Origin of the sequence: Paenibacillus sp. FSL R5-0519 (assembly GCF_037974275.1) — a bacterium.
GTDB lineage: Bacteria > Bacillota > Bacilli > Paenibacillales > Paenibacillaceae > Paenibacillus.
The window spans coordinates 1,506,535-1,531,989 of sequence record NZ_CP150234.1 but is presented as its reverse complement, the minus strand read 5'-3'; the positions used below and the strand labels follow the sequence as shown (position 1 = coordinate 1,531,989).

Genomic DNA, 25,455 nt, shown 5'->3' with positions numbered 1-25,455 from the left:
CATGACATGACTTTATGGGATAACCCTCTTCATGTTTGCCAGTTTCAACATGGCAAATAATCCAATGCCATGCCTATCACGAAGATTATGCTTATACGCTTTTGCGGTTGGCCGTTCTTCCCGCCATCCAGTATGCAAGTGCCCCTGACGCCACAAAAGCAATACACACACCAATACAAGTATGCAGCATATTGAAGGTTCCCTCTTCTATGTAGAACGGAATGTCAAACAGGCTGCCGGAACCGCCTATGACCAATGTCTTTACAGATAGAAGACCGAAATACAAACCTCCAACCGCACCACCCAGCATGGCTGCATAAAAAGACGCCTTCCTTCTCATATTGACTCCAAACATCGCAGGCTCTGTCACTCCGAATAATGCCGTTCCGCTTGCCCAGAATGCCTGTTTCCGGAACTCCGGTTGCTCGCTTCGCAGACCTGCAGCGAGTGCGGCACCCGCCTGCGCAACAAAGGCAACAAGCATGGCCGGAAGTACAATGGTGAAGCCATTCGTCATAATCTCATTTATCAGGATTGGGAATAGCCAGTAATGTAGCCCCATGATCATAAGTAGTGACATGCTCGCTCCCAGCAGCATGATCAAAACAACGGGAGCATCATTCAGCAGCGATTCAATAACGCCAGACAGGTGCTCTTCAACCCATGTACCTGCTGGACCAAGCACCAACAGCATCATTGGCGCAATGACTATCAACGTTAACGCCGGAGCAAGAATTCCTTTCAGTGCCCCGGGGCTGATTCGCTCAACCCGCTTTTGCAGCCAAGATGCTGCGCTTATGGCTACAATCATCCACAGGGCTGCTGAAAAAAAGGGCGCCTGTGACACAAGGGGTACACCCATAAAATGGATGTCTTCTCCACTGGAAAACACAGTGGTCATTTGAGGGTACAACATCAGTCCACCGATAGCGGCGGCCACATATAGATTGCTTTTTAAGCGATAAGCAGTGCTGATGGCGACCAGAATGGGCAGCAGATAAAATGCACTGTTACCGATGGAACTCCAGATCATCCAGGTTTGACTGCTGACCAACGAAGTATCTTCCGAGCCGAGTGAGTTAATAACTGTAATCAAGCCGAGTATGATTTTGAGTATTGCGGCCCCAACAAGGACTGGCATCAAAGGCCTGAACACATCCGAAATAAAATACAGGATCGAAAATGTCTTTTTACCTCTAATCATTGTTTCCTGCAGCGAATTTCGGTTCGGTTGCTCCACACCCATACCAAGTAACGTATTGTAAATATAGGCTTCTTCATCTCTAAACTTCATGCAATACTCGCCATTGGTTATGCTAATATCAGTGTCCAGATCCGGCGTCGTTGGAACGGACAGATCCATGCGTGTATAGTCATGCAATGTCAGTGTTGTTTTACCCATGTCATGCTGCACATGACGAATATTCTCCTTTCCCCCTGCGAGCTTTAATCGTTGTTCGATGAACCTGTCTTTCATATGTACCTTCTCCTTATACTGCGGTAAACCCGAGTTTTGTGATGTGCCCTTATCTATATAGCCATTTCCACAAAAAAACTTCAATAGGATAAAAAAACGAATTCTCCTTATATTTCTTGATTTTTGCGCAAGGTATAATGACCTAGTACAAGGAAAAAGCAAAGAGCCTACTGCTGATGTAGGCTCTTATTCATCTTATTTTGTGGCCCCTTCGCCCCGTACTCCTATGAACCTATCTTACGACAGCGCAAGCATGGCGTTCATGTCTTCCTCTGCCGTAGTAATCAGCTTTAGGCCAAACATCTCAACAAGTACGTCTAGCACACCAGCCGAGATGAACTCTGGCGGTTTGGGTCCAATCCGAATATCCTGAATGCCGAGGCTGAACAGGCCGAGCAGGATCGCAACTGCTTTTTGCTCAAACCAGGACAGCACGATGCTGACAGGTAATTCGTTGACGGTACAGCCAAAAGCATCCGCCAAAGCCAATGCAATTTTCACCGTAGAACCGGAATTATTGCATTGACCCAGATCGATATAACGCGGGATACCCGTGTCTCCAACCGTACCGTAATCCACATCGTTGAAGCGGAACTTGCCACAAGACGTGGTCAGAATCACAGTATCATTCGGTAATGATGTCGCGAGCTCACGATAGTAGTTGCCGCCTTTACCGGGTGCATCACAGCCTGCAATGACAAAGAATCGACGGATATGGCCGTCTTTCACCGCTTGAATGATCTCAGGCGCAAGCCCGATCACGGTCTCATGATGGTATCCTGTCGTTAAGACTTGCTCCGACTGTACATTAGCCGCAGGCAGTGACAATGCACGTTCAATCAGAGGGGAGAAGTCATCATCCATAATCTTGGCTACCCCCTCCAGACCCGCCACTTCATACGAGAAAAAGCGGTCTGCATATGTGCCTTTGATCGGCATGACACAGTTGGTTGTTGCGAGAATAGCACCCGGAAATTGTTCAAAGAGCCTTCTTTGATCGTACCAGGCTTTACCGATATTGCCCTTCAGATGGGCATACTTCTTCAGTGCAGGATAACCGTGCGCAGGTAACATTTCCGAGTGGGTATAGATATTGATTCCTTTCCCTTCGGTTTGACGAAGCAGCTCCTCCAATGCATACAGATTATGTCCCGTCACCACGATGCACTGTCCTTCGATCTGGTTCTGGCTAACCGTAATCGGTTGCGGTACACCAAAACGGTCCGTGTGTGCATGATCCAGCACGTCCATAATGCGGATGGCTGCATTGCCTACCTTCATCGCCATCTCCAGATGTTCCTGCACATTAAAATTCGAGTTCGTTAATGTCATATATAATGCCTCATGTGTAATCCGATCCACCTCAGGATCAGAATATCCCAACTGGCGTGCGTGCGTTGCATAGGCAGCGATTCCTTTTAACGCAAAGATCATTGTATCCTGCAAACTTGCAATTGTTTCGTTTTTGCCGCAAACCCCAACCACGGTACACCCGCCACTCGGCGTCTGTTCGCATTGATAACAAAACATATGGATTCCCCTCCAAACTTAGATTAAAACACCCTTCGTTATGTAATAGCGTAACAGACCCGAATATGCGCTAGTGTGATGGTGCACACAGTTTCTGCTCTAAATCTATATTGGTTTTCTAGACCATCATGCAAACTGGAAATAATAATATTCGAAAAAAGGCATATCTCGGATCATTATGAAAAATACTGTGTACAGCTAAAAATCGTATATAACCCATAATCTTAAAAAAATACGGAAATGAAACGATTCTAGATTTTGCCCGTAAGGGTAATACACAGAGAGAAATCTACTATTCAAGGAGCTGGTCAATTGCAACATTATAGACACAGTGCGGAGGAAACCCTTCAGGATGTACAGAGTTCTTCCAAGGGACTCACAACCTCCGAAGCAGCAAAGAGACTTGAAACCGAAGGATATAACGAATTAAAAGGGAAAGATGCAACACCTGTCTGGAAATTGTTCCTCGAAAATTTCAAAGATCCGATGGTTATCGTGCTGCTGATTGCAGCCGCCGTGCAGGTTGTACTTGGACACCTGATTGAATCGTTGATCATATTCCTGGTTATTTTGCTTAACGCGGTAATTAGTGTAGTTCAGACCAAAAAAGCCGAGAGTTCGCTTGACGCATTAAAACAAATGTCTGCTCCTGAAGCCAAGGTCATTCGTGACGGGCAGAAAAAAACCATTCCGGCGAGGGAACTCGTTCCCGGTGATATTGTTATGCTGGATGCAGGTGATTATGTTCCGGCTGACGGGCGTATCCTGGAGTCAGGAAGTCTGAAAATCAACGAGGGTATGTTGACCGGAGAATCCGAAGCTGCGGAAAAACACGCGGACACCATCCCGGATGAAGCTCCAATCGGAGATCGTCGCAATATGGCCTTCAGTGGTTCACTGGTCGTATATGGACGAGGCATGCTCGTGATTACAGGTACGGCTCTCAAGACGGAAATTGGTAAAATTGCCGAACTGATCGAAAATGCCGAAGCCAAGAACACGCCGTTACAGCGCAAGTTGGAATCATTCAGCAAAAAACTGGGCTTTTTCATCCTGGGATTGTCGATTCTGATCTTTGGCATAGAAGCCGGTCGTGTATGGTTGACCGAAGGTACGGTGAATATCGGGCCTTCCATCGTAAATGCACTGATGTTTGCTGTAGCTGTTGCGGTTGCTGCCATTCCAGAGGCACTTTCCTCCATTGTGACGATCGTATTGTCACTCGGAACCAATAAGATGGCCAGACAACATGCGATCATTCGCAGACTGCCTGCCGTGGAAGCACTCGGTTCTGCCAGCATCATCTGTACGGATAAAACAGGAACACTAACTCAGAATAAGATGACTGTTGTGGATTATTACATTCCCCATGGCACCAAGGAAGAATTCCCCGATGATCCCGATCAGTGGTCGGAAGAGGAACGACGTCTGTTACATATTGCAGTGCTCTGCAATGATTCGAATATTAACCAGGAAGGCAAGGAACTCGGTGATCCAACCGAAGTGGCACTTATTGCCTTCAGCAACCGGGTGAACAAGGATTACAATGAAATCCGTGACCAGTTCCCGCGTGAAGCTGAGCTTCCTTTTGACTCGGATCGAAAGCTCATGAGTACCGTTCATACCTTTGAGGGACAGACGGCTTTGCTAACTAAAGGTGGACCAGATGTGCTGTTCAGTCGCTGTAGCCATGTGTTTATCAATGGTGAAGTTCAGCCCCTCACACCCGAGATTCGCACACAATTTGAAGAGAAAAATGAGGCCTTCTCCAAACGTGCCTTCCGCGTACTGGCCTATGCGTACAAAAAATTTGATGACAAAAACCAGGTCACCATTGATGACGAGCATGATCTGACACTGGTTGGTCTGACAGCGATGATTGACCCGCCGCGTGAAGCGGTATACGGGTCGATTGAAGAGTCCAAAAAAGCCGGCATTCGCACCATCATGATCACCGGAGATCACAAAACGACGGCTCAGGCCATCGGTGTGGATATCGGCCTTGCCGAACCGGATGATCTCGCCATTACCGGCGCCGAACTGGACAAAATGTCCGATGAAGAGCTGGATCAACAACTTGAACATATCTCGGTATACGCCAGAGTATCACCTGAGAATAAAATCCGGATCGTGCGTGCATGGCAGCGCAAGGGCAAGGTTGCAGCGATGACCGGAGATGGAGTCAATGACGCTCCTGCGCTGAAACAGGCTGACATCGGCGTAGCGATGGGTAGCGGAACGGATGTCGCCAAGGATGCTGCTGCCATGATTCTGACGGATGATAACTTTGTCTCCATTGTGAATGCAGTCAGTGTTGGACGGATGGTATTTGATAATATCAAAAAAGCGATCGCTTACCTGTTCGCGGGTAATCTCGGTGCCATTATCGCGATTTTGTTTGCTCTGGTGGTCGGCTGGGTGAATCCGTTCACGGCCCTTCAACTGCTGTTCATCAATCTGGTGAACGACTCCCTGCCTGCCATCGCTTTGGGCACAGAGAAGCCCGAGCCAGATGTCATGCGGCGTAAACCACGCGATATTAACGAAGGCATCTTCGCAGGCGGAACCCTGCAAGCGGTCATTACGCGTGGTGTCCTGATTGGTGCGGCTGTAATCGTATCTCAATATATCGGGCTTGGCATCTCGGAGGAAATCAGCGTAGCTATGGCCTTCACCACCTTGATTCTGGCACGCAGTCTGCAAACTTTTGCAGCACGTTCCAATACACAAACCATCTTCCAGGTGGGCTTCATGACCAATAAATTTGTGCTTGGTTCCATTCTGGTATGTCTCTGTCTCTATGCAATCACACTGATTCCAGGTGTTCGCGGCGTCTTCGCTATCCCGGATACATTCGGTTGGAATGAGTTCCTGATTGCAGGCGGACTCGCTCTTGTTGCCGTCATTCTGATGGATGTCATCAAGTGGGTTCGCAATCGCGGCAAACAAGTTACTGCGGCATAAGCTCTTCAGATATCGTACGTATGCACAAACAGGCGCCCGTGATCGGAGCGCCTGTTTCTGTATCAAATTCACCCCTGTTTGATGCCAAAAGCGATCCATCGTCCATCGATATTCTCGATTACAAACTCCTTGTTATTATAGTCTGTATGATTGAGGGCACGTACAATCTTCACATCTGCGTTGATCAATTCCTGTTGAAGCTCTTCCTGGTTCTTGGTAATAAAATAGGCATCATATCCGTAACCATATAATTCTCTGTTGGGAATGACTTTCTGTCCATTACTTTGGGTTAAAATAATCTCGGTAAGATCACGATAAAGACAGATATGAGGTTCGGCTGCATTGAGATATTCGACCACACGAAAGCCCATCTTTTTTTCATAAAATTGTGCTGTTCGCTTCATATCCAACGTCGGAAATACGCTGTGGGACATTAATAGTAAGTGATGCATACTGTAAACTCCTTATAAAATAATCAATCTAGTTATGTATTCCAACCATCATTTTACCCAATTTCAGGGAACTAGTCTATAAATTAAACTCTGCATTACATAAATTTAACTGATATCCAGTATGACATTATTGCCATATAATAAAATGAAGTGTAAAATGATATATTGCTTTTCATCACATTTTCATCCATGCTCAATCCGAATTCACATTCATAGATAAGACAGGAATGGTTACGTGAAAGATAAAATTGTCATGCCACTCTGGACGTGCTGTTTGTTCATCGTTGTGATGAACACCACCATGTTCAATGTTTCATTGCCCGTCATTATTCATGATCTACAGATTACCTCAGACCTGGGTTCGTGGGTCATCTCAAGTTATTCCATTGGTTACGCCCTGTCAACGGTGATATACAGTCGATTATCAGACCGAATTCCGGTACGCAAACTGCTCACGGTCGGGCTTCTGATCCTGGGGTTATCTTCATTGCTGGGGTTGTTCGCACATAACTTCGCAATCCTGTTGCTCACACGCATTCTGCAATCTGCAGGTGCAGGGGTGATGGCTGGTCTGGGTCTCGTCATCGCGAGTCGTTACATCCCGGTGGAACGGCGCGGAGCTGCCATCGCACTCATCTCATCAGGCAGCGCCATGGCTTTTGGACTTGGCCCCATTGTCGGCGGACTTATTAGTGAGTACTGGGGCTGGAACGGACTTTTTGCCATAACCGTGCTTGTCCTGCTCGCCCTGCCTGTCCTGCTCTATTTTCTCCCACGTGAATCCGTCAAAACGGATCAGCCGTTTGATGTTATTGGTGCCATACTAACCGTCATTAATGCAACTACACTTCTCGTCGCGATCACCCAGCAGTCCTGGTTATGGTTAGCTATTGGCGTTATTTCACTTGTAGCACACCTCCTGTATATTCGGAAAGCGAGTCTTCCGTTTGTGAATCCACAAGTGTTTCGAACACCAGGATACACCCGCTTAATTCTTATAGGATTCTGCGTGCTGGTCGTGAATCTGGGCAATCTGTTCTTGATGCCGCTTGTGCTCGCAGATCTCTATGGACGCTCATCGCTCGCCATCGGTTTGCTGATTGCTCCAGGAGCCATTGTTGCAGCATTCTGCACCCGTTTCGTCGGCCGCTGGATCGACCGTTATGGCAATATGCGGTTTATGATCATCGGACACATCCTGCTCGCAGCGGTACTTGCCTTATTCATGCTCGGACTGGATCAATCCGCCCTGATCATTACCAGTGGTTATCTCTTTTTCTCACCGGCACTCTCGGCATCTATGGCTTCATTGAATAATGAAGCTTCACGTGTGCTGCCCAAATCACAGATTGGTTCAGGAATGGGCATGTTACAATTGATTCAGTTCTTCGGTGGATCGGTATCTGTAGCGGTATGCGGGTTGCTGTTGCACAGCATTCCGGGAGTATCAGTAGAGGAAGCTTATCATGTGGTATACGCTTGTCTGTTGCTCGTCTGCGTTGTTTCACTGGGTCTGACCGTCTGGCATAGCAGAGCTTCACGCTCTGGCATGGAACCTCTTGCATCCGGTAGTTAAATTGTTCAACAGAGAAAGGCTCGCGCCTTAGCGCGAGCCTTTTTACGAATTCGGACAGGAGGTTTCAGTTTCAAAAATGAGTATGCATTCCATGAAATAGCCACCACTCCTTATCCTTCTCAAGCAGCATGCCAACTATTTCCCATCCAGTGCCGACTTCCAGGCCTCCATGATACTAATTGGGGATTTGCTACTGCTCTCGCCGCCACCTTCCTTGGTCCAAAGTGGTGGATAATATGCAAATACTTGTCCCGTCTGGAGCTGTGCCATATCCTCCTGCCAACCTTTCCAGCGAAACGTCTGATAGAACTGCCCCAGATCGCCATCCGCCAGCCAGTTAATGAACTCTGAATATGTCAGTTCTGTCGATTCCCATTCAAGTGTATCCGGTGCAAAATAATAGATATGTCCCGTACGGCCATACTTGCCTGTATCCAGTCCGAAGAAACCACCTGCCGCATCATATGCGACGATCATCATACCTTCCAGAACATCTACCCAAGGTTGCTCACTCACACCATTCCAACTGGTGAGGCTTCCATATGTACTGTCACCACCCGCACCAAGCAGCGTGATCCAGCCATGGTCAAGTACGATACCTTCTGTCTCATAAGCAACAACTCCCAAATAGGATTTCGTACTTATTTGCAGACGATAGAGGGTATCCTCTCCCGCCTCCTGCTTTGCTGGAACATACACATATGTATTTTGCCCGCTATCCAGAAGTTCCTTGAGTTCTTCCCATGCGTGATTCTCCCGATCTACTAATTCAGCTACAGTTAATGTATTCATGAGCAGTCTCCTCCCTGATTTGATAAAAAGCATATCATGGCTTATTAACCCGTTCAAATCTGCTATAATCTAGCTGGTAAATATAAAGGAGGAACAACTTTGATTCGTACAGTTTTGCTGATTATGCCGATTCTACTGTTATTCGCATCTGGTTGTCAGGACCGTACCCAGTCCATGAAGACACCCGTTTCTGTTCAAAAGTTGGATCCTCAGGTCATCCATTACATATCCCCCCATGGAAATGACGCGAATAAAGGAACCCTTCAATCTCCGTGGAAAACGTTACAGCACGCAGCCGACCATGCTTCGCCAGGAAGTACGATCTATTTGCGTGAAGGTGTCTATCATCAGAAAGTCAAAATCACCCGAAGCGGCCATTCCTCCGGTAATCCGACCCTGTTTGCCAGCTATCCGCAAGAGAATGTCGTCATTGATGGAGAAGGCCTCGCTGTTCGAGGCATCGAAGGACTGATTGAAATTGAGAATGCCAGTTATATCACCATTCAAAACCTCGAAATTCGTAACTTCACGACCACACTGGGGGGCCAGGTCCCAACCGGGATCTATGTCCACGGGGCAGGTGAGCATATTCAGTTGTTGGGTAACACCATACACGCGATCGCTAGTTACGCACCTCCTGAGGGTCCCAATTTGAGGGGCAGGGATGCCCACGGTATTGCCCTATATGGTACAGAGCACCCTCAAGCATTGCGCGATATCATCATTAAGGATAATGAATTGTATGATCTTACCCTTGGTTCCAGTGAGTCACTTGCAGTCAACGGCAACGTCGATACCTTTGCCATACAGAACAATATCATCCATGATTCCGACAACATTGGTATTGATCTGATCGGGTATGAGGGTACGTCTGAGGACGACACGTACGATCAGGCTCGGAACGGCATTGTACGAGGCAACGAAGTATACGATATTACGTCCAATAACAATCCCTCCTATGGAACAGACCTGCCCAATGATAGCAACTCGGCGGGTGGCATCTATGTCGATGGTGGGAAAAATCATATCATCGACCAGAACTGGGTATACCGGAACGACATCGGAATTGAGATAGCCTCAGAGCATGCCGGGCGTTCAACCAGCAACATTACCGTGCGGGATAACCTGATCTATTCCAACCGATTGACGGGCATTGCCATGGGAGGTTATGACGATGAACGTGGAGCTACCGAGGATAGCAAGATTATGTACAATACGCTTGTAGGGAATGACACCCTGAATGCAGGCAATGGACAGTTATTCATGCAGTCAAGGACGAAGAACAATACGTTCATGCGCAACATTCTCGTATCGGGCAGCTCGGAAGTCCTGATATACAATGAATATACAAGCAATACCGGCAATGTGTTTGACCATAACGTCTATTACTCACCAGGAGAGCAGGAAGATGCCCTGTGGGTTTGGAAAAATAAGGCCTACTCCGGCATCGCTGCCTACCTAAAGGGATCTGGTAACGATGCACACTCCATATATGTGAATCCGGCATTTATGAATGAACCGAGCGAAGATTTCCGCCTTCATGCGAATTCTCCAGCGAAGTCGTATGGCTACCTTGCTCCGCGGTAACGTTAATCTGATGCTATTCCAGTGGAACTAGCCCCTCCTATTTTCACACCAATTAAAGAAGCCTGTGTTATGTGGGATCACTTCCCCCCATTGTGCACAGGCTTCTTTTCGTTTCTGGCTTCCTTCTTTAATTTTTTTGACCTCGGGATTGGCGGTGGTTCGTTGATCCTTGGCGTGGTGGCTTCTGTATTTTCCTATACAGTGGTGTACGCTATCGCTATAGGCATTTTTGTGGTATATATCTTGTTATATTTGGTATACTCCCAAAAACAGCAGAGGTATACCGCTCGCCAACTGGAGGTAGACATTGAGTAAAAAACGAATCAAGGAAATTGCCATTCAACATTTTAATCGTCTGGGTTATGAGGGGACCAAGATGGCGCAGATTGCCGAAGAAGCAGGCATCCGCAAGCAATCTCTGGCCTATCACTATTCATCCAAAAAAGCGTTATTGCTGGAGTTATACGAGGAAGTAGTGCAGGAGGAACAGCAGTTTGTACGCCAATTTTTCAGTGAGTCTGTTACCCAAACTCTGGATCAGCAGCTGTACGCCTTTTTGCATGAACACAAAAATCGTTTCCTGACCCATCCAAACGTGGCTTTTATGTATATCCTGTCGTTCATCACACCACTGGAGGTACATGATTTTGTGTTGGCCCAATATCGAACGTATCTCGGGACACTGAAGGAAGAGTTAGCAGCCGTCTTTACCAAACATCCGGATATACGCCTCAGTTCGGATGAAGCCACCGTGGCCTTTGTGACCATGATGGATGGATTGGACGTACAGCTCGTATATGAGACACGGCAATCTTATGAACAAGCGCTGGCGATTACCTGGAATGTCTTCTGGTCAGGCATCCAGCGCTAACCAATGGATACGATGAAACTACACAAGTAGGAGGAATCAGACAACATGCAACAACTGGATGCGGCCTTAAGCCGTTTTGTGGAACAGCAGGATTTATATAATGAAGCTTACGGGCTTTTCAAAAATCATGATCTTCGTCCGCGCAAACACCATCACCAGCCGGAAGTAGATACACGAATACCGCTTTCACCGGAACTTCAATACCTGTACAGTCATTATGAAATGATGGATGCAGACGCTGAAGGTACACTCAAAATGAAAAATGCCGCCGTCGAGATCGGTGATGCCGCATTGATCTTCTTTGTTGCACCTGAACATCTGCTTCGTCAGCAACTGGGGTTCCGCTGGATTGGCATGAATGAACCTTATGAGGAGTCATCCACTTGGCCAAAAAATCATGTCGTCATCGCAAACTTTAACGATGATCCTTTAATTGTGGATGTGGAAGCACCGCACTCTCCCGTATATGCCGCTTTTACAGGTGGAGAACCAAACCGTGTTGCTAATTCGCTGGCAGACTTTTTCAGTGCACTAGCCATCCTGATTGAAGCAGCACGTACCTATGCCGGAGAATTGAAAGATGAAGAAACCTATGAGACCAAACCCGAGGTTCTGGAACACGTGGAGCCTTTATTGCAGGATCTGTTGGGAGAAGAATATACTGCTCATCTCTTCGAGTATCTGTCATTTTGTTAAGCCGTTGAATTGAAGAAATTGGAGGGCATCCCTATGATCTATGTGGCTTTGCTGCGGGGCATTAATGTAGGCGGGAACAATAAAATGAATATGAAACAGCTGAAAGAAACGTTTGAACAAGCTGGCATGCTGGATGTCGTTACATACATCAACTCTGGCAATATTATTTTTGCTGATCATCAAGAACGTGCTCATGCGAATAGGGAGATATCCCTTGTGTTGGAACAGGCCATCGCCGCTGAATTCGGCTTACAGATCAAGGTGATGGTGCGGAATATGGATGAAATCCAAAGCGTTATCGAAGCACTCCCAGCGGAATGGGTTAATGACGACACGGCCAAAAGTGATGTGATGTTCCTCTGGGATGAGATCAACGATCCCTCCGTGCTGGATCAACTGCCCATCAAACCCGAAATCGGCACACTGATGTATGTTCCCGGTGCCATTTTGTATTCAGTCAGCAGAGAGGATGCATCCAAAAGTGGCATGAACAAGCTTGTGGGTTCCAAGGTCTATGCTTATATGACCGTAAGAAATGTGAATACCACACGTAAGATATATGCACTCATGCAGGCAGCAGCCGAGAAATAAATTGGAATCAGCAAAATGGATATTCAATCTGATGTTCAACAATCCCTCTTCCAATTCAGTCTAAATTAAAACATGCAGAAAACATCCTTATGGATGTCTCCTGCATGTTTTTCATCATATAAGGAAACAATTGATTTCAATTCTCTATGGTTTAGTCAATTTGAATACGTCTGCGAGATGGATCATCACCAGGGCGTTTTGGAATCTCAAGCTTCAGCACACCATCTTCCAATCTGGCCTTGATATGCTCCTCATCAATATGATCTACATAGAAACGCCGGATAAATTCGCCTGAACGACGCTCCTGCCGAATGATCCGATTGGAGTCATCCTTCTGTTCCACCAGCTCATTACGTTTGGCACGAATAATCAATTCTTTACCTTCAACTTGAATGTCTATATTCTCTTTGGCAATCCCCGGAAGCTCGGCTTCTACCCAATATTTGTCTTCATCCTCACGAATGTCGGTGCGAAATGGCTGCGAGCCAGTCCCAAAAGGCGAGAGAAATGAGTTCTCAACCATGTCATTGAAGGATTTCAACATGTGTCCGAACGGGTCTTCATTTCGTTTACGAAACGGAATCAGATCAAACATGAAAATCAGCTCCTTTTGTGTGGTTGGTTTATTGGTGTTGCTTACATTGATTATTATAATACTCGTGCAAACAAGGCTCAAAGTCCGTAAAAGACGAAAAAAACCGATCTTCTTTCACCATGGTTCATTATTATAAAATAGATCCTTTTTTCTTTTGTTTTGACCTTTTTTGACTTTCTGACTTTGTCTGACTATAGCATATGAATGTTTTACATAACTTGCTGGCTTCTCTTATTTCTTTTTAACATTTCACCCCTATACTAGGCCATGTCTGAAAACAATTGCACACACCATCACAACACGAAACGATAAAGGGGATCTGGAACATTGAAAAAGAGAAATCAATGGCTTGCCGTTCTGTCGATGACCGCCATTCTTAGCGCAGGAGCAACCAGCTACACATCCATGATTCATGCCGCTGATGCATCTAAACCTGCCAACGATCAAGTTGCATTGCGTACAGCCATCCAAAATATGCAAGGTACGGTCACCTGGAACGGAAACAGTCGCAGTGTTGATATCCAGATCGCAGATACTAAAGTCCAACTTCCCATAGGAACGTCCTCAGCAACCATTAACGGGGTAAAAACGCCTTTGGACAGTAAAAGCTACATCACCAAAGGTACAACGTATGTATCTTCCCAAACGCTAAAATTAATTACGGATCAACTGATCTTGAAACAAAATAAAACCGGTTTTGAACGAACCGCATCGTTTCAGATGCCCGGTGGCAAAGCAGAAATATCAGCGTCTACGCCAGATGGACAGTGCCTGCTCGTAACCGAAGCGGACAATGGCAGCATTTCTGTATTGGACATTGCTGACTTGAAAAATATCAGCGTATTGAAAACAGTCAGCTTCCATGAGCTCTCTGCCAAAGCTGAAGTCACCAGTGTAACCGTGTCCAAAGACGGCAAATACGGTCTGGCTGTTATTCGTACCGGGGATACGGACAGTGAAGCAAACAAAGGATTGCTTGCCATAGTGGATCTGACAACCTACAAAATTGTAAAAACATATGAACTCGGTATTGGTCCTGATTCGATTGCCCTGTCTCCTGACGGTCTGCATGCCGTGATTGCCATAGAAGACGAAGAGCTGAATAAAGCTGCCGATGAAATTGACTATGCCAACGCCAAACGTCCGGGTAGCATTATGGTTGTATCTTTTGCTGGTGGGAACGTATTGGAAGGTGAAATCACGAACTTGCCGGTATCTCTGGACCATGTTGAAGGCGCAATCTATCCGCATGATCCACAACCGGAGTATGTTGCCATTAGTCCGGATAGCAAAACTGCAGCCATCACGCTACAGGAGAACAACGTCGTTGCCATCGTAGATTTGGAGACCAAAAAGATCAGCTCCATCTTCGCTCTCGGTACCACCTCACATCAAGCGGATCTGAAAGATGATGGCATGATTCAGTTTAAAGAGACATTGACAGCTCGTTACGAACCGGATGGGATTGCTTTCTCGGCAGATGGTAAATACCTGCTGACAGCGAATGAAGGAGACTTGGGCAAGAATGAATTTGAGGATGGGGTAAAAGCAGGCGGACGCAATATTGCTGTCTGGGATCTGCAAGGCAAGCGGATGTACGATAGCCAAAACCTCATTGACACGGCAACCGCCATGGTTGGTTTGTACCCGGATGATCGCAGTCCCAACAAAGGCAGCGAAGTGGAGAATCTGACTGTTGCTACTGTGAACGGCACAACGTATGCAGCGGTCGCTTCCGAACGGGCAGATGCCATTCTGTTCTTCGATCTTGCTGATCCGGTCAATCCGAACTATCTGGGTCTGATTCCTACAGCCGGAGAGTCACCAGAAGGCATTCATCGGGTTAACGGACGCAGCCTGTTTGTGAGTGCTGATGAAAGCACCGGAACACTTAGTTTTTTTGCCAAGAAATAGATGACGTACACGTGGCCCGCTAAGGCTGAAATAAACAGTTTCAGGCTGTATTGAGTAGGAAGGGGCGAAGAGCCCCTATCCTCTCTTACTATTGAACACGCTAATCCACGTATCCACATATAGTATGTACAGACGGTTAACGAGACTTTATACTCTCCAATTCCCGCCTGTTCCGCTCTACTTCCTCTTGTAACACTCGTACTTCCATCCTTAATGCGGATACTTCCTCTTTCACGCCAGACCGCTTCATCACAAGATAGAAGATCAGATATAATACAAGACCCATCATGATAAAGAAAATTAATAGCGTTATAATCCCAGCAATTCCTATAGAGCTAGCTCCATCCATAATGTACACGTCTCCCCTCTCGATGTTATTAATTTATATTTACAACAATACCATATTTAAGCATGACGAACAGTACAAAAAGCCAAGAGAATAGGCTCCCTTGGCTTTCAATTTATCTATATACCTTTTATCTATATATCCCTTCCTACCCGGTGATCCCTACTCCCAGAAGAAACGGCCTGCAAACACTTTTTCCGTCAACAGTTTGTATGTTTCTTCAGACAATTCTTTTTTCATCTTCGCCATTACGGCTTTTTTGCCTTGATTATATTGTGTGGACATGCCAATCTCTGCCGTTGTATTACTTGCATCCAGACGCATGATCGGTGCTTGTGCATCTTTCGTCCAAGGTGTCCATGCCGCAAGATTAGGGGAACCACCCGTACCTGGATTGCCTGTGTACAGGAACTGCTTCAGGTATGCTGCCATCGCGATGGACAACTCATCACGTCCTGGTTTGTTCGTCTCGCTAAAGTATCCCTCAGGGAAATAGGCAGCAATGCCATCCGCGTGCCCTGTATAGAAGTCCATATCCGCACCATGTGGTGCGCCCAGTAACGTGAGCAAACGCTCAGAGATGACCCCAGGTTGTGTACCCCAAGCAAAACGATAAGCATATACCGGCGGCTGACCGGCTTCACTGGTCAATTGCTCCGCGACACGTTCTGCATTAAAGCCTGCATAAGCTTCACTACCGTATTTCAGAGCAGCAGCATATTGCTCCGCCTTGGTTTCATCGGTGAACAGCGTTCCATCCGCAATAGCTGGAGCGAAGTTTGGATCACCAAAGGCAAATCCGGAGAACTCCGTTTCCAGGCTGCCCAGTAATACAGGAACTTTCGTGTAATTGCCGTTCTGGATGGCTTCGAAGCCTTCTTTTGGAATCACGGTACCATCCCGGAACAGATGCGGGAATGGCTCCATACGGATTGCGGTTGCACCAAACGCAGTGACCAGCTTGTCCGCAGGCAGTGCACGCAGGTAGCTCTCCAGCTGTGCCGGAGATTGCTTGCTTATCCACGCATTTGCCTCTTCTGCATTAGCCGCTTTCCCCTCTTGTACGAGCAGCTTCACGAGTACATCCTGGGATTTTTGCTCACCTTCTTCCGGTGATGCTGTCGTCAATCCTCCGCTAAAAGCAACTGCTTTTTGATACAGTCCCTTGCTAAGTGGAGAGATCAGGGTTGCCAGCACATCACGTGCACCAGCAGATTGTCCGGCTAATGTAACATTGCCTGTATCTCCGCCAAACCCTGCAATATTATCCTGTACCCACTCCAGTGCACGGAATGCATCGAGCAGACCATAGTTACCGGAGTCATCCAGGGCATTGCCGGTTTTCAGCGCTGCATTCTCGAAGAATCCGAGGGCGCCCAGACGGTAGTTCACGGAGATGATGATACTGTTGGTGCTCCGTGCAAGCTGTTCACCCTGAAAATCTTTACCTGATCCGGTCATATTCCCACCGCCGTGCAGGAACACCATCACCGGAAGTTTAGAACTGTTTGTGTCGGGACGCCAGATATTGAGGTACAGTGAATCTTCGCTGCCTACTGTATTCTTGCCAGAGATCTGCAAGCTGTTCGCTGCGAATTCCTTAGCTGATCTCGTTCCTGCCCAAGCTTCAGGTTCTTGTGGGGCTTTCCAACGCAGTTCACCTACCGGAGGTGCGGCGTATGGAACACCGAGCCAGCCGAGCGTGCCATATTGCTCATATTTTTTGCCATCAATCGCACCATATTTGGTCTGTTGCAGCGTTTGAGGTTTGAACGCGCCAGCTTCTTTATGTTTCAACCAGCTCTGCTCCAAGGTTCCATTGCCGTTCTTAAGCTGTGTTTGCAAAGCCTGTGCAGTTGCTTCGGCCATCAGTCGATTGGTAAGCTCACTTCCTCCCTTCCCTTGAAGTGCCTTGATTCCTTTCCCAGCCGCATAGGTGGAAGCCGCTCCTTGCTTATAATCCGTACCTACTTCATATCCAAGCACCTTCAACAGCATTGTGGCATAACCTTCCGCTGTAAGGGGGGCATTAGGCTCAAATTTCTCCGTTCCCTTTACGATCTCAGCCACATACGGATGCTGCTTCAAGTAGCCAACGACGGGTTGCAATACTTTGCCTGCCTGAGCCGCATCGTCATACGTTACCGATCCCTGATAGGCGAGTGCTTCTTTCTCCAATCCGGACAAACGCAAGTACAGTACTGCGGCTTGAATGCGTGTAGCCTTTTTATTCAAATAAGCCGCATTAACACCTTGACCGCTGCCACGAATAAGCTCCGATTGGATCAGCTTGTCCATCTCTGCTGAAGAAGAGGTTGCTGTATTTCCTGCTGCATATGCCGGTAACCCGGATACACATAAACCCAGAATGGTTGCTATGGCAATCGAACGTTTAATGCTTTTCATGTCAACAATCTCCTCGCTGTCAAATAGTGTGTGATGGGATAATCGCATTGGAAATGTGCATCTTTGAATCCGTATTCCAATGTCTGGATGAGTCTATTTCTCTATTTCAGAAAACTAAATCTGCTGCACTCCTTTCTGCTCGAAATATCCGCAACGGCGCTTGCGGGCATGCCTTCAGGCATTTTTTGTATAAAAAAACCTGAACCGAAGGCAAACAGACATCGCTTTAGCGTGATCTGCTGCCCTCAATTCAGGTTTTGCCTGCAATCAGTAACAACCCTGAGGAATGAGGCTCATTCCATATGAAAATGTAAACGCAATCATTCATCTGATGAACAAAGAACCAACGAATGAACTGACACAGGTATTGCCCTAAACACGGTTACAACCCTGTTGTTATGGTGATGTTAGCACATAATGTAAGCGTTCGCAATATCTTTTTTAATCATCTTTATATTCTCCATACAAGGACTAACCAGAAAAACCCGCACTTTTCATGCGGGTCTGAACTGAACTTAATTTCCATCCTGATGATCCAGACCGCTAACTCTTAGTCATCGATATCGATATCAACCATCCTATAGATCTGTTGTTTGCAGCGTACGTGCCAACTTCTCCAGCAGTTCCACCGCAGGGGCCAATACCGCTTCATCAATATCAAATTCGGGATGATGATGCGGGGCAGGTAACTCGCTGCCAACAATCATATACGTGGCTTTGCCACCTTGCTCCTGGACTCGCCGGATCATATAGCTGGCATCCTCGCTGCCGAGAGCAGCACTATCCGAAATAGCCTCCGCATGGGTGAAACCAGCGATGCCTTCCGCTTGCTGAACCGCAAGCTCTGCAAGTTCCATATCACATCGAATCGGGATGGCACTTCCAACCACTTCAACGGAAGCGGTTAGTTCGTGCATGGCTGCGCTATGCTCAATGATGTTCCGCACGCGGCGCTCCAGCTCTCGATTCGTTTCTTCACTGGTCGAACGTGTCTCAATAACCATGCGGGCATGCTCAGCAATAATATTGGCCCCTGTTCCACCTTCCAGAATGCCTACATTAATCCGGGTATCTGCCGAGCTGAAGCGGGGAAGTGCATGAATGTTGAGCATGGCGGTCGCTGCGCCCAGCAGCGCGTTCCGTCCTTCCTCCGGTGTAGCCCCTGCATGGGAAGATACACCGGTGAAATGTGCTTCCAGCTTGGTCGTTGCCAGGAATCCGGCAGACGCACCTCTAATATGACCGGATGGCACACCGGTACCCAAGTGCATACAGAACAGGCGATCCACCTGTTCCAGCATTCCTTTTTCAACCATGGCATATGCTCCGCGCACACCTTCTTCGGCAGGTTGGAATAACAGCCGAATCCTGCCGGCAAACTTCCGGTTACTCAACCGTTCTGCAAGCGCCAGTCCGATCGTTGTATGCCCATCATGTGCACAGGCATGCATAATGCCTTCATGACGGGAACGAAATTGTGTTGCTTGCGGCGCATGTTGTTCCAACTTGCTCTCACGGATCGGCAATGCATCCATATCGAAGCGGAACGCTGTCGTTGGCCCCTCCTGCTCACCTTGAATTTCAGCGACAACGGCGGTGAATCCTCCTCGCATCTGTTCCATGATCACCGGATCTGCACCTTCACGGAGGGCACGCTGATATGCATCTTCCAAGACTTCGGGCTTCGGCAGCCCGCGCCGTGATGTGTCATCAATTGCATCTTTTCCGTAAGTGACGCTATAACCCAGTTCCGTCAGGATCTGCACCACTTTGGTCGCAGTTCGAAATTCCGTAAATCCCAGTTCAGGATGTGCATGCAGGTCCCGGCGAAGCGCGATAATATCCATCATATGTTATTTCCCCTCTCTCCAACCTCTATCTATTTGATCGTGTATTCAGACCTACACGACTCATTCAACGTTATACGTCACTAAGCTTGCTCTGCTGATCTCCTACAATCTTGCGTTTACTCCCGGACCAAGTGGCAAGTTGAAGGCGTACCATAGAATGACCATAACCACCCACACCGAGAAGAATGCAATCGAATATGGCAAAATCAGTGAATAATACGTTCCCAGCTTCGCATCTTTACGGTACTCCTGCAGAAATCCTACGAACAACGGTACAAAAGGCGATACCGGAGCCAATGGAATAACAACCGAATCCGATACCCGGAAAATAACCTGAGTGAATGCCGGATGGAATCCAAGCAGCATCATCATTGGAATAAATACCGGGGCAAGAATGGACCAGATCGCTGAACCACTTGCGATGAACATCGTCAGCAATGCCGACAGGAAAATTAATCCGATCACCACCGGAATGCCGTTAATGCCTGTCTTTTCCAGCAAATCGGTAATTGTAAGTGCCAGAAATTTGCCCATGTTGCTCCAGTTGAACATCGCCACGAATTGGGACAACGGGAACACCATCACGATAAAACCAGCCATCGTTTTGATCGGTTCAATGAGCAATTTCGGCAGATCGTTCTGATTTTGGATCACTTTCAGTTTAATGCCGTAAGTCAGCGCTACGGTAAAGAAGAACAGTAAAATGACAGGAACAATCCCGGCCAGGAAAGGCGAACCCATGACACTTCCCGTTTCCGGATTACGAAGAACGCCATTCGAAGGGATCACCATAAATGAAATGACGGCGATAAAAAGCAATGCAGCAAGCCCCGATGCACGTAATGCCCGGTTTTCTTCAGGTGTCGGTGCTTCGAGCTTATACACTCGCTCCCCTTCGTAACGGCCCAGACGTGGTTCAAGGAATCTGTCCGTCATGAACCCGGCAACGAGTGTCAGCACAATAACCGAAGCGGACATAAAGTACCAGTTATCCAGAACCGTAACGCCCACATTGGGATCTACAGAGGTTGCAATCTCAGTACTAATGCCTGACAGCAATACATCGGTGGTCACAATAAGCATATTGGCTGTAAAACCTGCGCCAACCCCTGCAATGGCGGCAATCAATCCGGCAACCGGATGTCTGCCTACCGCGAGAAAGATCAGCGCTCCAAGCGGAGGCATGATCACAAGCGCTGCATCCGAGGACACATGGCTGAAAAAAGCGATGAAAATGACGAGATAACTGGCGTAACGCGCAGGTACCCGAACAGCCATTTTACGCATAACTGCTTCGAGAAGACCCACCTTCTCCGCCAGACCAATGCCCAGCACCAGAGCCAGGATGGAAGCCAGTGGTTTGAAATCAGCAAAGTTCTTGACCACATTCGGCAACAGCCACTGAATTCCCTCCCTGCTCAGCAAGTTCTTGACATGTACCTGTTCCCCATCAATCGGGTTATGTGCCGTCGCATTAAAGAGCGATAACACCAGTGTGGCAACCATCAGGGCGACAATGAGATAGATAAACAATAAAAACGGATTGGGAAGCTTGTTCCCTACTTTCTCTACCCAACCAAAAAGTCCTGTGTTCTCCTGTCTGTCCGTTTTGACCATGCAAACAACCCCCTGACTGTGATGGAACTGCCTCTGGATAGACTGAACAAGTCTGATGAAGGTCTTGTCCCCGTTAGCAGATTATTAACGCACATTTAACGAAAATGTCGTAATTTTAGGACATTATATAATTATCCCCGCACAAAGTTCAATACCTGTGTTATGTATTTTAACACTGGAAATAAAAAAACCGCTGAGCCGGCCTTGTCATCTTGTCCTCTCCACACGGACATGAGACATAAGGTTGCATCATCGGTTTTAGTAATTCGTTCTATGTTCGCTAACCTAACGCAAGAGACGATAACGGTTACTAGGCCTTCCGCGCCTTGTATTCAGCTCATTGCCAGCAATTTCAGCCAGTGCAAAAGCAGTAAGACTGCCCATAATACGTTGTACGTGCCTGATGGTCATGGAGAGCCCGGAAGCCAGCTCACCGGCTGTAAATTCTTCTTTGCCCATTCGGCGTATGTAGGCCTTTATTTTCTGGAATGTACGAATACTGACGCCTGCCTTGTTCAATTGTTCCAGCAATTCAATATCACTTGAATAGGTTTCGTAGGATAATTCGTGGTCTTCTCCTGCCGCCTCGACAATGGTTCCATCCGTCTCATAGATAATAATCCGTCCAGCCTCATCATCCTTGGCGTACTGAATAGCTTTACGTGCATGTCGTTCGGCATCAAATGCCGTCTCCCCGAACCCAATCCCGCCGAAGGAAGGCAAGTCTGTATCCAGCTCCAACTGTTGCATGGTCGAATGCAGTGAATCCATATTACGGGCCATCACACCTCTCGAACCATACATCAGGTACCTTCCGGTGCCGTCCTGATGAAGTGATCCATCAATTTGTTCACAGTGTCGCAGCAGCACTCCCTTGATCTTCAGCTCCATATATTGCAACTGATAACGCTCCGTCGACAGTTCTCCCGCTTCATGCAATCGATCAATCTCAATCATGAGCACACCTATCTGACTATCCTTGAACGCTGAACTGCGAATCTGTTCAATTAACATACGTACGGCTTGAACCGTTTCCTGCTTGGTTGAATCAATTTTGAAGACGGGTACCCCGCGTTCCACCAGACCTTCATACACCGCGTACAGACAGGTAATCGCTGCTTTGGTAATCCCCTCTTGCCAATGCCGCACGTGGAACCCGATCATTTCTTCCACATCGTAATCGATGGAAAACACGTATTTACGTAATTGCTCCTGTGAGATGTTCAGCTCTTCCAGACTGTCCATCAGCCCCCAGCTCTCGTTGTCTGTCATATCAATGGAGATATCTTTCACCGGACTGTCCAAGGTGTAGACGGCCTGAAGCATCGCCTTATACAAGCTGGCCCCAGTAGGAGGGCAGTATATCGCATGTTCTTTTTCCGAAAGTTCAGCTTGGGCACTCAGATAAGGAATCGGTCCCGTAAATACCCATCCGTGTACATTCTCCCGACTTCGTCTAATGATGTCTCCCGTTTCTCTTGCATGTTCATAGGCATATGGCTCGTAGCTAGCCCCCAGATTGTGTCCCTGCAACGCACGCATGGTTCGCTCAATGGATGGCCTTGGCCCTACGATTCCGATCCGATACATCTACACCCCTCCTTCTCTCACGCCACAATTCAACATAGATCATATCGCTCCGAATGTTCCGTGGGTTATAAGTTTTAATTATATACAGAACCGACGATATAACAAAACAGATTACAGTTCGCTTGAAGTCTATCGTTTTTCATTTAATCGTAAATTTTACATATAGTTAATCCATTTCATACATTGGTTTAGCATTGGTTGTATAAAATGGGTTCTGGATAGAAAACAAACTATACATATATTCTAGGAGGATGCATTCATGTTAAACCGTTTTAATGTCCGTACAGCCAAAATGATGCTCGCGGTGACAACAATTGTGACGGCTACACTCGGAGGAAGCAGTGCAGCGTGGGCTGCGGAAGACAACACCTCAACGACATCTGCATCACCGATTAAAAATGTGATTATCCTCATCCCCGACGGCATGGCTAACGATGCGACTGCTCTGGCTCGTTGGTATAAGGGATCGTCCCTGACACTTGACTCCATGGCAAGCGGTATGGTTCGCACACACTCCGCCGATGCCCCGATAGCGGACTCGGCCCCCGCCGGAACCGCTTTTGCTACAGGTTATAAGTCTCATACCGGATTTGTCGGTGTACTGCCGGACAAAGCTACGATGCCTGGGCAAAAGGCGATTGCGCCTGGAGACGCAAGAAAACCGGTCGCTTCTGTACTGGAGGCTTCCAAACTAGCTGGCAAAGCGACCGGTATTATATCCACATCCGAGATTATGCACGCCACACCCGCGGACTTCTCTGCTCACTACCCGGATCGGAAAAACTATGATGCCCTCAGTAAACAACAAGTCTATAATGGCATGGATGTTGTGTTGGGTGGAGGTAGCAAGTACCTTGAGCCTGCGGGTCGCCCAGACGGCGAAAACCTGGTTTCCTCCATTAAGGCACTAGGTTACGATTACGTCACTACACCAGCTGCCATGAAGGCATCCAATTCGAATAAGCTGTGGGGGATGTTCGCACCTGCGGGCATGGCTTACAATATGGACCGTGATCCTGCGAAGCAACCAAGTCTTGCTGAGATGACATCCAAAGCGATTGAAGTTCTGTCCAAAGACGAAGACGGCTTCTTCCTGATGGTTGAGGGCAGCAAAGTGGACTGGGCAGCTCATGCCAATGATCCGATTGGTATTATCAGTGATGTACTGGCTTTTGATGATGCCGTAAAAGTAGCCATGGATTTTGCCAAAGCGGATGGAGAGACTGCGGTTGTGGCTGTAACTGACCACCAGAACGGTGGACTCACGATCGGTAATGCCTCCACAACTGGAACATATGATAAAGAGCCGTTGTCCACATTTATTGGACCTTTGAAAAAGGCCAAACTGACAGGTGAGGGTGTTGAAGCGAAGCTGAATGCCAAGCGTACAAACATCAAAGCAGTGATGAAACAATACTATGGCATTACCGATCTGACTTCCGAGGAGATTGCCACAATTAAAACGGCTGAGCCGGGTAGTCTTAACTATGCAATCGGTCCAATGATCAGCAAACGCGCAGGGATTGGTTGGACAACCGGTGGTCATACAGGTGGAGATGTCGTACTTTACACGTATGCTCCTAACAATGACCGTCCATTCGGGGTAATCGACAACACGGATGTCGCCAAATATATGGCACGTGTACTGGATCTCGATCTGGACAGCGTGAACAAACAATTGTTTGTACCTGGCAAACAGGCATTTACAGCCAAAGGCGCAACATACAAACTGGATCTCACTGACGCCAAAAATCCAAAGATCCTCGTTACCAAAGGCAACACCACGCTGGAACTGCAAATCTATAAAAATATTGCACTGGTGAACGGCAAAAAGACAGCTTTGGAAGGTGTCATTGTCTATAACGGTGTAGAGGCATTTGTACCACAAGGTGCAGTGGATCTCATTCAATAATTGATAGAACCAACGGAACGAACGGAGATTACACGATTTGGCTGCCGAATATCTCGGCAGCTATTTTATTGTTTACTGATAAGGAGTAGGTTCCTGGTAGCACCTATCGTATAATGAACGTAACCAAAATACATATCATGCAAGAAAAAGGAGAGATTCACTCATGTTGATCAAATTAAACTGGATCACGCTGAGGGTCAGTAGTTTGGAAGCTTCGCTCAGGTTCTATCACGACATGCTCGGACTTCCAGTTCAGCGCAGATTCGAAAGCCGCGGAAGGCAGATTGCCATGCTCGGCATGGAGAATGAATCCAAGCTGGAACTGATTGAGGGCAGTGAATCCGTTCTTAAACCAGAGGCTGGCGTGTCGATCGGGTATGAGGTGAACTCGCTGGATGAAGCGATGGAACGACTGGCAGAGCTAAATATTCCGATTGTACGCGGCCCCATCCAGCCCAATCCGCACCTGCGATTTATTTACATTACAGATCCGGACGGATTCGAGGTACAACTTGCAGAGCATGTCTAGGGCGTGTCTGAAAACTCCGAAGGACGCAGATTTTAGCGATTTTTCGTTCCAAGCAAGGAGATTTTCCGCAGGCGTGCCGGGGCACGTCAAGGGAAAGTGACGCAGCAGGGGGCGAAAAGGCGGTAAAAGATGCACTTCAGTGAGTTTTGAGACACGTCCT

20 protein-coding genes are annotated in these 25,455 nt (G+C 47.4%); 10 read left to right on the top strand and 10 right to left on the bottom strand.

What is annotated here, in order from left to right; genetic code table 11:
* Nucleotides 1-91: 91 nt before the first annotated feature.
* Both MKY73_RS06745 and hcp read right to left on the bottom strand, forming a co-directional pair.
* Nucleotides 92-1,477, bottom strand: a complete 1,386-nt coding sequence (locus tag MKY73_RS06745; RefSeq protein WP_339306404.1) for a PTS transporter subunit EIIC — start codon at nt 1,475-1,477, stop codon at nt 92-94.
* 237 nt (nt 1,478-1,714) lie between these two features.
* Entirely contained in the window at nt 1,715-3,007 is a 1,293-nt protein-coding gene (hcp, locus tag MKY73_RS06740; protein WP_339306402.1) for a hydroxylamine reductase, read from the bottom strand.
* 312 nt (nt 3,008-3,319) lie between these two features.
* Between hcp and MKY73_RS06735 the strand changes: the two genes are divergently transcribed.
* Nucleotides 3,320-5,971, top strand: coding sequence for a cation-translocating P-type ATPase (locus MKY73_RS06735; protein ID WP_339306400.1), 2,652 nt, complete (start codon nt 3,320-3,322; stop codon nt 5,969-5,971).
* Nucleotides 5,972-6,039: 68 nt separating this feature from the next.
* Here MKY73_RS06735 and MKY73_RS06730 read toward each other — a convergent pair whose 3' ends face one another.
* Nucleotides 6,040-6,423, bottom strand: a complete 384-nt coding sequence (locus MKY73_RS06730) for a VOC family protein (RefSeq protein ID WP_339306398.1) — start codon at nt 6,421-6,423, stop codon at nt 6,040-6,042.
* A gap of 235 nt (nt 6,424-6,658) precedes the next feature.
* Between MKY73_RS06730 and MKY73_RS06725 the strand changes: the two genes are divergently transcribed.
* Nucleotides 6,659-7,999, top strand: coding sequence for an MFS transporter (locus tag MKY73_RS06725; RefSeq protein WP_339306396.1), 1,341 nt, complete (start codon nt 6,659-6,661; stop codon nt 7,997-7,999).
* 135 nt (nt 8,000-8,134) lie between these two features.
* On the opposite strand, the gene MKY73_RS06720 is transcribed toward MKY73_RS06725, so the two are convergent.
* Nucleotides 8,135-8,791, bottom strand: coding sequence for a DUF2625 family protein (locus tag MKY73_RS06720; protein ID WP_339236445.1), 657 nt, complete (start codon nt 8,789-8,791; stop codon nt 8,135-8,137).
* Nucleotides 8,792-8,890: 99 nt separating this feature from the next.
* On the opposite strand from MKY73_RS06720, the gene MKY73_RS06715 reads away from it, so the two are divergent.
* The 5 genes from MKY73_RS06715 (at nt 8,891) to MKY73_RS06695 (ending at nt 12,536) form a co-directional block, all read left to right on the top strand.
* Nucleotides 8,891-10,378: a DUF5123 domain-containing protein gene (locus tag MKY73_RS06715; RefSeq protein ID WP_339306394.1), complete on the top strand. Its 1,488-nt coding sequence runs from the start codon at nt 8,891-8,893 to the stop codon at nt 10,376-10,378.
* Between the two features lie 69 nt (nt 10,379-10,447).
* A complete protein-coding gene (locus MKY73_RS06710; RefSeq protein ID WP_339306392.1) occupies nt 10,448-10,693 on the top strand; it encodes a hypothetical protein in 246 nt (81 codons plus the stop codon).
* Entirely contained in the window at nt 10,686-11,249 is a 564-nt protein-coding gene (locus MKY73_RS06705; protein ID WP_339306390.1) for a TetR/AcrR family transcriptional regulator, read from the top strand. Before MKY73_RS06710 ends, MKY73_RS06705 begins: the two co-directional genes overlap by 8 nt.
* A 45-nt stretch (nt 11,250-11,294) precedes the next feature.
* Nucleotides 11,295-11,945, top strand: a complete 651-nt coding sequence (locus MKY73_RS06700) for a hypothetical protein (RefSeq protein ID WP_339306388.1) — start codon at nt 11,295-11,297, stop codon at nt 11,943-11,945.
* A gap of 33 nt (nt 11,946-11,978) precedes the next feature.
* Nucleotides 11,979-12,536 (top strand): DUF1697 domain-containing protein, encoded by a 558-nt coding sequence (locus MKY73_RS06695; RefSeq protein ID WP_339306386.1) that lies wholly within the window; start codon nt 11,979-11,981, stop codon nt 12,534-12,536.
* A 151-nt stretch (nt 12,537-12,687) separates the two neighbouring features.
* Here the strand turns inward: MKY73_RS06695 and MKY73_RS06690 are convergent, their stop codons facing one another.
* On the bottom strand, nt 12,688-13,131 hold the full coding sequence (locus MKY73_RS06690; protein WP_339236458.1) for an Hsp20/alpha crystallin family protein: 444 nt from the start codon (nt 13,129-13,131) through the stop codon (nt 12,688-12,690).
* 327 nt (nt 13,132-13,458) lie between these two features.
* Here MKY73_RS06690 and MKY73_RS06685 point away from each other — a divergent pair, with 327 nt between their 5' ends.
* Nucleotides 13,459-15,045, top strand: coding sequence for a stalk domain-containing protein (locus MKY73_RS06685; RefSeq protein WP_339306384.1), 1,587 nt, complete (start codon nt 13,459-13,461; stop codon nt 15,043-15,045).
* 136 nt (nt 15,046-15,181) lie between these two features.
* On the opposite strand, the gene MKY73_RS06680 is transcribed toward MKY73_RS06685, so the two are convergent.
* The 5 genes from MKY73_RS06680 to MKY73_RS06660 all read right to left on the bottom strand — a co-directional run bounded on the left by MKY73_RS06680 (nt 15,182) and on the right by MKY73_RS06660 (nt 22,854).
* Entirely contained in the window at nt 15,182-15,394 is a 213-nt protein-coding gene (locus MKY73_RS06680; protein WP_339236462.1) for a hypothetical protein, read from the bottom strand.
* 159 nt (nt 15,395-15,553) lie between these two features.
* Nucleotides 15,554-17,797 carry a carboxylesterase family protein gene (locus MKY73_RS06675; protein WP_339306383.1) on the bottom strand — a complete coding sequence of 748 codons (2,244 nt, stop codon included), beginning with the start codon at nt 17,795-17,797 and terminating at the stop codon, nt 15,554-15,556.
* Between the two features lie 578 nt (nt 17,798-18,375).
* Complete coding sequence (locus MKY73_RS06670) at nt 18,376-19,647, bottom strand: amidohydrolase (protein WP_339306381.1); 1,272 nt, start codon at nt 19,645-19,647, stop codon at nt 18,376-18,378.
* A gap of 102 nt (nt 19,648-19,749) precedes the next feature.
* A complete protein-coding gene (locus tag MKY73_RS06665; protein WP_339306379.1) occupies nt 19,750-21,264 on the bottom strand; it encodes an AbgT family transporter in 1,515 nt (504 codons plus the stop codon).
* A gap of 285 nt (nt 21,265-21,549) precedes the next feature.
* Complete coding sequence (locus MKY73_RS06660) at nt 21,550-22,854, bottom strand: hypothetical protein (protein WP_339306378.1); 1,305 nt, start codon at nt 22,852-22,854, stop codon at nt 21,550-21,552.
* Between the two features lie 259 nt (nt 22,855-23,113).
* Here MKY73_RS06660 and MKY73_RS06655 point away from each other — a divergent pair, with 259 nt between their 5' ends.
* Both MKY73_RS06655 and MKY73_RS06650 read left to right on the top strand, forming a co-directional pair.
* Nucleotides 23,114-24,766, top strand: coding sequence for an alkaline phosphatase (locus MKY73_RS06655; RefSeq protein ID WP_339306376.1), 1,653 nt, complete (start codon nt 23,114-23,116; stop codon nt 24,764-24,766).
* Between the two features lie 163 nt (nt 24,767-24,929).
* Nucleotides 24,930-25,295, top strand: coding sequence for a VOC family protein (locus tag MKY73_RS06650; protein WP_339306375.1), 366 nt, complete (start codon nt 24,930-24,932; stop codon nt 25,293-25,295).
* Nucleotides 25,296-25,455: the final 160 nt, after the last annotated feature.